Source organism: Pseudomonas sp. Sample_24 (genome assembly GCF_004307605.1).
Lineage (GTDB): Bacteria > Pseudomonadota > Gammaproteobacteria > Pseudomonadales > Pseudomonadaceae > Aquipseudomonas.
This window is the reverse complement of record NZ_RCNW01000123.1, coordinates 1-7,371: the sequence shown is the minus strand read 5'-3', so window position 1 is coordinate 7,371 and position 7,371 is coordinate 1. Positions and strand designations below refer to the sequence as shown.

Here is a 7,371-nt window from a genome sequence, read left to right as displayed (position 1 = left end):
CTGCGCAACCTCGGCGGGATCATCATCATCGACTTCATCGACATGGAAGATGAAGAGCATCAGCGCCAGGTGCTGCGCACGCTGGAGAAGCAGCTCGAACGGGATCACGCCAAGACCAACATCATTGGCATCACAGAGCTTGGCCTGGTGCAGATGACCCGCAAACGCACCCGGGAGAGTCTCGAACAAGTGCTTTGCGAGCCGTGCACGAGTTGCCAGGGCCGCGGCAAGTTGAAGACTCCGGAAACCGTTTGCTACGAAATTTTCCGCGAAATTCTCCGTGAGGCGCGCGCCTATCAGGCGGAAGGCTATCGTGTATTGGCGAACCAGAAAGTTGTCGACCGACTGCTCGATGAAGAGTCGGGCAACGTCGCCGAACTCGAAGGTTTCATCGGGCGCACCATCCGTTTTCAGGTGGAAACCATGTACTCCCAGGAACAATACGACGTGGTGTTGCTCTGAGTCGCTGCGTCGTGATTTTTCCACAATGGCTGGCCTCAGCTTTTTGCAAAACATTTGCCATGGGAGCCAACTGACATGGAGCGTCTGACACGCATTTTGGCCGCACTGACCCGCTGGGGTCTGGGCCTGTGCGCGTTGGTTTTGGTGTTGATGGCGTTTTACGTCAGTCTCGGCCGGGAACTGACGCCGCTGGTGGCCGAATACCGCGCCGAAGTCGAAACCAAAGCCAGCGAGGCTTTGGGCATGCCGCTGCAAATTGGCGAGCTGCGGGGCGACTGGAGTGGTTTCGCGCCCATTCTCTCGGCCCACGATGTGACGGTCGGTGTCGGCACCAATGCCTTGCATCTGGAAAAGGTGCGCGCGGTGCCGGACCTCTGGGCCAGCCTCATGGCCCGTGAAGTGCGCATCGCCCATCTGGAACTCAACGGCCTGAAGATCAGCCTCAAGGAAGGCGAGGACGGGCAGTGGGCGCTGGAGGGCTTGCCGGTCAAGGACGATCAGCCGCTGGACCCCGAGCAAATGCTCAATCGCATGCAAATGATCCAGCGCTTGTCGGTGCTCGACAGCCAGGTCACCTTGCAACCGTTTGGTGAGTCGCCGCTGACCCTGACCTACGTCGGCCTGAGCCTGAAAACCGGTGCGGTTCGCCAGCGACTGGATGCCCGCCTGACGTTGCCGGACGGGCAGCCGGTGGCCATTAACCTGCGCACCCGCATTCGCGCGAGTCAGTGGAAGGACGGCGAAGCGCAGGCTTATGTCAGCCTGCCGCAGAGCGACTGGTCAAAATGGCTGCCCGAACGACTGACCCGACAGTGGAATTTCTCCGAGATCAAGGCCGGTGGCGAGGTGTGGGTCACCTGGGGGCAAGGGACGCTGCAGAGTGCAGCGGTGCGCCTGAATGCACCGCAACTCAATGGCGCCTATGCCGAGCGTAAACCCGTCAAGATCAGTAACCTGGCGCTCAACGCCTACTTCCAGCGCAACGCCGAAGGCATGATGGTGACCCTGGATTCGCTGGCCATGAACCTTGGTGAACGTCGCTGGGAAACGCATCTGCAGCTCAAGCAAACCGCGGCCTCCGACAAGTCCGAAGAGCTCTGGCACCTGCAAGCCGACCGCCTCGACCTGACTCCGCTGACACCGTTGCTCAATGCCCTGGCGCCCTTGCCTGAAGGTCTGGCTACAGTGGTTGAACGGCTGAAGGTGACCGGAGGGTTGCGCAACGTTCTGATCGATTTGCGCCCTAACGCCACCGACGACAGCAAGTTCAGTTTCGCGGCCAACCTTGAGCAGGTTGGGTTTGATGCCTATCACGGGGCTCCGGCGGCACGAAATGTAACGGGCAGCATCAGCGGTGATCTTGGGCACGGCGAACTGCGCATGGACAGCAAGGATTTCATGCTGCACCTGGACCCGATTTTCGCCAAGCCATGGCAATACATCCAGGCCAACGCCCGCCTGACCTGGAAACTCGACAAAGAGAGTTTCACCCTGATCGCGCCGTACCTGAAGGTGCTGGGCGAGGAGGGCAAGATAGCCGGTGACTTTCTGATTCGCCTGTTTTTCGATGAAACCCGGGAAGATTACATGGATCTGCGGGTCGGCCTGGTGGACGGTGACGGTCGCTATACCGCCAAGTACCTGCCGACTGTCCTCAGCCCGGCGCTGGACGAATGGCTGCGCACGGCGATTCTCAAAGGGGCGGTGGATCAAGGCTTCTTCCAGTATCAAGGTTCGCTCAACCACGGCGCCGCCGAGACCGACCGCAGCATCAGCCTGTTTTTCAAGGTGCACGATGCCGAACTGGCGTTCCAGCCAGGTTGGCCACACGTCAGCAAGGTCACCGGTGATGTGTTCGTTGAAGACAGCGGCGTGCGCATCCTGGCCAGCAAGGGCCAGCTGCTCGACACCCGGGTCAGCGACATTTACGTCAATATTCCCCACGTACCCCAGGGGCAGAACAGTCATCTGTTTCTCGACGGTGGGTTCGCCGGCGGGTTGGGCGATGGCCTGAAAATCCTCAAGGAAGCGCCGATCGGCACTGCCGAGACCTTTGCCGGCTGGGAAGGCGAGGGTGATCTGCAAGGCAAGCTGAAGCTGGATATCCCGCTGGCCAAAGGTGAACAGCCGAAAATCCAGGTCGACTTCAAAACCGCCAAGGCTCGCCTGAAACTTCCCGAGCCCCCTCTGGAGCTGACTCAACTCAAAGGCGATTTTCGTTTTGATAGCACCAAGGGGCTAAGCGGGCAGAACATCACCGCCCGGGCTTTCGATAAACCGGTGAGCGCGCAAATTTTTGCCGATGGCCGTGAAGGCAAGCTCAATACCCGGGTCGTGGCCTCGGGGCAGGTTGAAGTGAAGAAACTCACCGAGTGGCTGAGCGTTACCCAGCCGTTGCCGGTCAGTGGCGTGATCCCGTATCAGCTGCAACTGACACTGGATGGTGCCGACAGCCAGTTGATGGTCAACTCCAGTCTCAAGGGCGTTGCCGTCGATCTGCCCGCACCTTTCGGCCTGACAGCAGAGGAGGGGCGAGACACGACATTTCGCATGACGTTGCAGGGCGCAGAGCGGCGTTACTGGGTGAACTACGGTCAGCTGGCGAATTTCACCTTTGCCGCACCGACGGGCAACTTTAACAACGGCCGTGGTGAGTTGTTCCTCGGCAACGGCGACGCGGTGTTACCCGGCGCTAAAGGATTGCGTATTCGCGGAGTGCTGTCGGAGCTGGATGTCGGCCCCTGGCAGGATCTGGTCAATAAATACGCCGGACAGGATCCGGGCGGCAGTGCCAAGCAGCTGCTCAGCAGCGCCGATTTCAAGGTCGGCAAACTTAGCGCGCTCGGCACCACGCTGGATCAGGCTTCCCTGCAATTGACGCGCAAGCCGTCCGCCTGGGCCTTGCAGCTCGACAGCCAGCAGGCCAAGGGCAGTGCCACTATTCCCGATGCGAAAGCCGCGCCGTTGGTGGTCAACTTGCAATACGTGCGTTTGCCGGCACCTGATCCGACGGTACTGGCCGACGAAAACTCCCCGGACCCACTGGCCTCAGTCGATCCGACGAAGATTCCGGCGCTGGATATCACCATCAACCAGTTGTTCCAGGGCAACGACCTGGTCGGCGGCTGGTCATTGAAGATTCGTCCGACGCCTAAAGGCATTGCGTTCAATTCGCTGGACATGGGCCTGAAGGGCATTCTGTTGCAGGGCAGTGGTGGCTGGGAAGGCGTGCCCGGTTCCAGCACAAGCTTTTTCAAGGGCCGGGCCAGCGGCAAGAACCTCGCTGATGTGCTCAAGGGCTGGGGCTTTGCGCCGAGCGTCACCAGCCAGGAATTCCATATGGACGTCGATGGGCGCTGGCCGGGATCGCCAGCATGGCTGGCGACCAAGCGCTTCTCGGGCACGCTGGACGCCTCACTCAAAGAAGGCCAGTTTGTCGAAGTCGAAGGCAGTGCCCAGGCTTTGCGTGTGTTCGGCCTGCTCAACTTCAATTCCATTGGTCGCCGCTTGCGTCTGGACTTCTCCGACCTGTTCGGCAAAGGCTTGAGCTATGACCGGGTCAAAGGCCTGCTGGAGGCAAACAACGGCGTGTACGTCACGCGTGAACCGATCCGCCTGACCGGCCCGTCGAGCACCATCGAGCTTGATGGCACTTTGAACATGGTCGCCGATCAGATCGATGCGAAACTGCTGGTGACCTTGCCGGTGACCAACAACTTGCCGATTGCCGCGCTGATCGTCGGAGCACCGGCCATCGGTGGTGCGCTGTTTCTGATCGACAAGCTGATCGGAGACCGCGTGGCTCGCTTCGCCAGTGTGAAGTACACCGTCAAGGGGCCGTGGAAAGAACCGAAAATCACCTTCGACAAGCCGTTTTGAGTTTCTTTTTTGAAAAGGCGCTCGGCAAATCTATGGAGTAGCATGGCCGCATACGTTTCCAGGAGTGCGCCATGTCTGTAGCGGTGATTCAAATGGTCAGCCAGAGCGATGTGCTGGCCAATCTGGTCCAGGCCCGACGCCTGCTCGAACAGGCTGCGAAGGCCGGGGCTGTGCTTGCCGTGCTGCCGGAAAACTTCGCTGCCATGGGGCGCCGCGACATTGCCGACATCGGCCGCGCCGAGGCCTTGGGCGAAGGCCCGATCCTGCCATGGTTGAAACAGACCGCACGTGACCTCAAGTTATGGATAGTGGCCGGCACTTTGCCGTTGCCGCCGGTGGATCAACCGACGGCCAAGGTGCATGCCTGCTCGCTGCTGGTCGATGATCAAGGCGAAACAGTGGCGCGCTACGACAAACTGCACCTGTTCGACGTCGACGTGGCCGACAATCGTGGCCGTTATCGTGAATCCGATGACTATGCTTATGGCAGTGGCGTCGTGGTGGCGGACACGCCGGTTGGCCGGGTTGGCCTGACAGTCTGTTATGACTTGCGCTTTCCGGAGCTCTACAGCGAATTGCGTGCAGCCGGCGCGGAGCTGATTACCGCGCCATCGGCGTTCACCGCGGTGACCGGCGCGGCGCATTGGGATGTGCTGATTCGCGCACGGGCCATCGAGACCCAGTGTTATGTGCTCGCAGCCGCCCAGGGCGGGACGCATCCAGGGCCGCGGGAAACGTTTGGCCATGCTGCCATCATCGACCCGTGGGGCCGGGTGCTGGCGCAACAGGATCAAGGCGAGGCCGTGCTGCTGGCCGAACGCGATAGCAGCGAACAGGCGTCCATCCGGGCGCGGATGCCGGTGTCCAGTCACCGGCGCTTTTTCTCGCAGGGCGCCCAGCGACCTGCCTCAGAACGATGAATTTTAAGGCGTAAAGCATATGAGCGAGTTGTTGTCCTCAGTCAGTGAACATCTCCTGGCGCCTGGCGGCGTAACAATCGAAAGCCTGCAAGGCGTGCTCGGCGACCTGGCCGGGCCGGGCATCGATGCCGCCGACCTGTATTTCCAGGGGCAGATTTCCGAGTCCTGGGCGCTGGAAGACGGCATCGTCAAGGAAGGCAGTTTCAACCTCGACCAAGGGGTTGGCGTGCGGGCGCAATCGGGAGAGAAAACCGGTTTTGCCTACAGCAACGCGATCACCCTGGAAGCCTTGGGTGCGGCGGCCCGTGCTGCCCGTTCGATTTCCCGGGCGGGACAGAACGGCACCGTGCAAGCGTTCACCACGCAAGATGTCGCTCAGCTGTACGGTCCGGACAATCCGCTGGAAGTGCTGACCCGCGCCGAGAAAGTCGACCTGCTCAAGCGCATCGATGCCGCGACCCGTGCCCTCGACCCGCGTATCCAGCAAGTGACCGTGAGCATGGCGGGGGTCTGGGAGCGGATTCTGGTGGCATCCACCGATGGTGGTCTGGCGGCGGATGTGCGGCCGCTGGTGCGTTTCAACGTCAGCGTGATCGTTGAGCAAAATGGTCGACGCGAGCGCGGCGGCCATGGTGGCGGTGGTCGTACCGATTACCGTTATTTCCTCGCCGAAGACCGCGCCATGGGGTATGCCCGTGAGGCACTGCGTCAGGCGCTGGTGAATCTCGAAGCCATCCCTGCGCCGGCCGGTACGCTGCCGGTGGTGCTCGGCTCCGGTTGGTCCGGCGTGCTGCTGCACGAAGCGGTCGGTCACGGCCTGGAAGGCGATTTCAACCGCAAGGGCAGCTCGGCCTACAGTGGGCGCATGGGCGAGATGGTTGCGTCCAAGCTTTGCACCATTGTCGATGATGGCACCCTCTCGGGGCGCCGCGGATCCTTGAACGTCGACGACGAGGGCACGCCGACCGAATGCACTACGCTGATCGAAAACGGCGTCCTCAAGGGCTACATGCAGGACAAGCTCAACGCGCGTCTGATGGGCGTCGCCCGAACCGGTAACGGTCGCCGCGAATCCTACGCGCACTTGCCGATGCCGCGCATGACCAACACCTACATGCTCGCCGGCGAAAGCGATCCGCAGGAAATCATCGCTTCGGTGAAGCGCGGCATCTACTGCGCGAACCTTGGCGGTGGGCAGGTGGATATCACCAGCGGCAAGTTTGTGTTTTCCACTAGCGAGGCGTACCTGATCGAGGACGGCAAGATCACTGCGCCGGTCAAAGGTGCGACCCTGATCGGCAACGGTCCGGAAGCCATGAGCAAAGTGTCGATGGTCGGCAACGATCTGGCGCTGGACAGTGGAGTGGGGACGTGCGGCAAGGATGGGCAGTCGGTGCCGGTAGGTGTCGGCCAGCCAACGCTGAAGATTGATGCGATCACCGTGGGTGGCACGGGCGCATAAGACGTGAAGCTTCGGGTGAGTCGCCTGGCGACTCACCCGGTCAGAGATTCAGCGCAGACCGCGTTGAGTCTCGTCCAGCTCACGGATGTACTTGAAGATTTTACGGCTGGAAGCAGGAGGCTTGTTTTGCGCAACCTCGTGCTGGGCCTGTCGGATCAGGGAACGTAATTGCTGGCGGTCCGCGTCCGGGTAGTCGACGACGAATTTTTCCAGCACGGCATCGTCGCCGGCGATCAGGCGATCGCGCCAACGCTCCAGGTTATGGAAACGTTCGTTGTACTGGCGAGTGGAGGCATCGAGTTGATCGAGCAGAACCAGAATGGCGTCAGTGTCCTGATCGCGCATCAGCTTGCCGATGAACTGAAGATGCCGTTTACGCGCGATGTTCGCGGTGTGCTTGGGCGCATCGGCCAGAGCCCGGCGCAAAGCGTCGGTCAATGGCAGTTTTGCCAGCAAGTCAGGCTTGAGTGTTGTAAGGCGCTCGCCGAGGTCAACCAGAGCATGCAGCTCGCGTTTAACCTGGGATTTGCTTTTTTCTCCCGTATCGAGGGAGTCGTCGTAAGAATCAACCATGGTGGCCGTCCGCAAAGAAACGCCGCCATGATAACCAGTCGGGGGCCGCTTGTCCGGCCCGGTCGCTCGATGACC

At 60.9% G+C, this 7,371-nt stretch carries 5 protein-coding genes; 4 read left to right on the top strand and 1 reads right to left on the bottom strand.

Features of this window, described 5'->3' with window-relative positions:
- The 4 genes from D8V06_RS06275 to tldD form a co-directional block, all read left to right on the top strand.
- A partial coding sequence (locus D8V06_RS06275) for a ribonuclease E/G (protein ID WP_177434385.1) occupies nt 1-462 on the top strand: 462 nt, incomplete at its 5' end.
- Nucleotides 463-537: 75 nt separating this feature from the next.
- A complete protein-coding gene (locus D8V06_RS06270) occupies nt 538-4,341 on the top strand; it encodes a YhdP family protein (protein WP_130906266.1) in 3,804 nt (1,267 codons plus the stop codon).
- Nucleotides 4,342-4,412: 71 nt separating this feature from the next.
- A complete protein-coding gene (locus D8V06_RS06265) occupies nt 4,413-5,261 on the top strand; it encodes a carbon-nitrogen hydrolase family protein (RefSeq protein ID WP_056855021.1) in 849 nt (282 codons plus the stop codon).
- 19 nt (nt 5,262-5,280) lie between these two features.
- Complete coding sequence (gene tldD / locus D8V06_RS06260; RefSeq protein WP_130930634.1) at nt 5,281-6,723, top strand: metalloprotease TldD; 1,443 nt, start codon at nt 5,281-5,283, stop codon at nt 6,721-6,723.
- Nucleotides 6,724-6,771: 48 nt separating this feature from the next.
- On the opposite strand, the gene yjgA is transcribed toward tldD, so the two are convergent.
- A complete protein-coding gene (yjgA, locus tag D8V06_RS06255) occupies nt 6,772-7,296 on the bottom strand; it encodes a ribosome biogenesis factor YjgA (RefSeq protein WP_008054354.1) in 525 nt (174 codons plus the stop codon).
- Nucleotides 7,297-7,371: the final 75 nt, after the last annotated feature.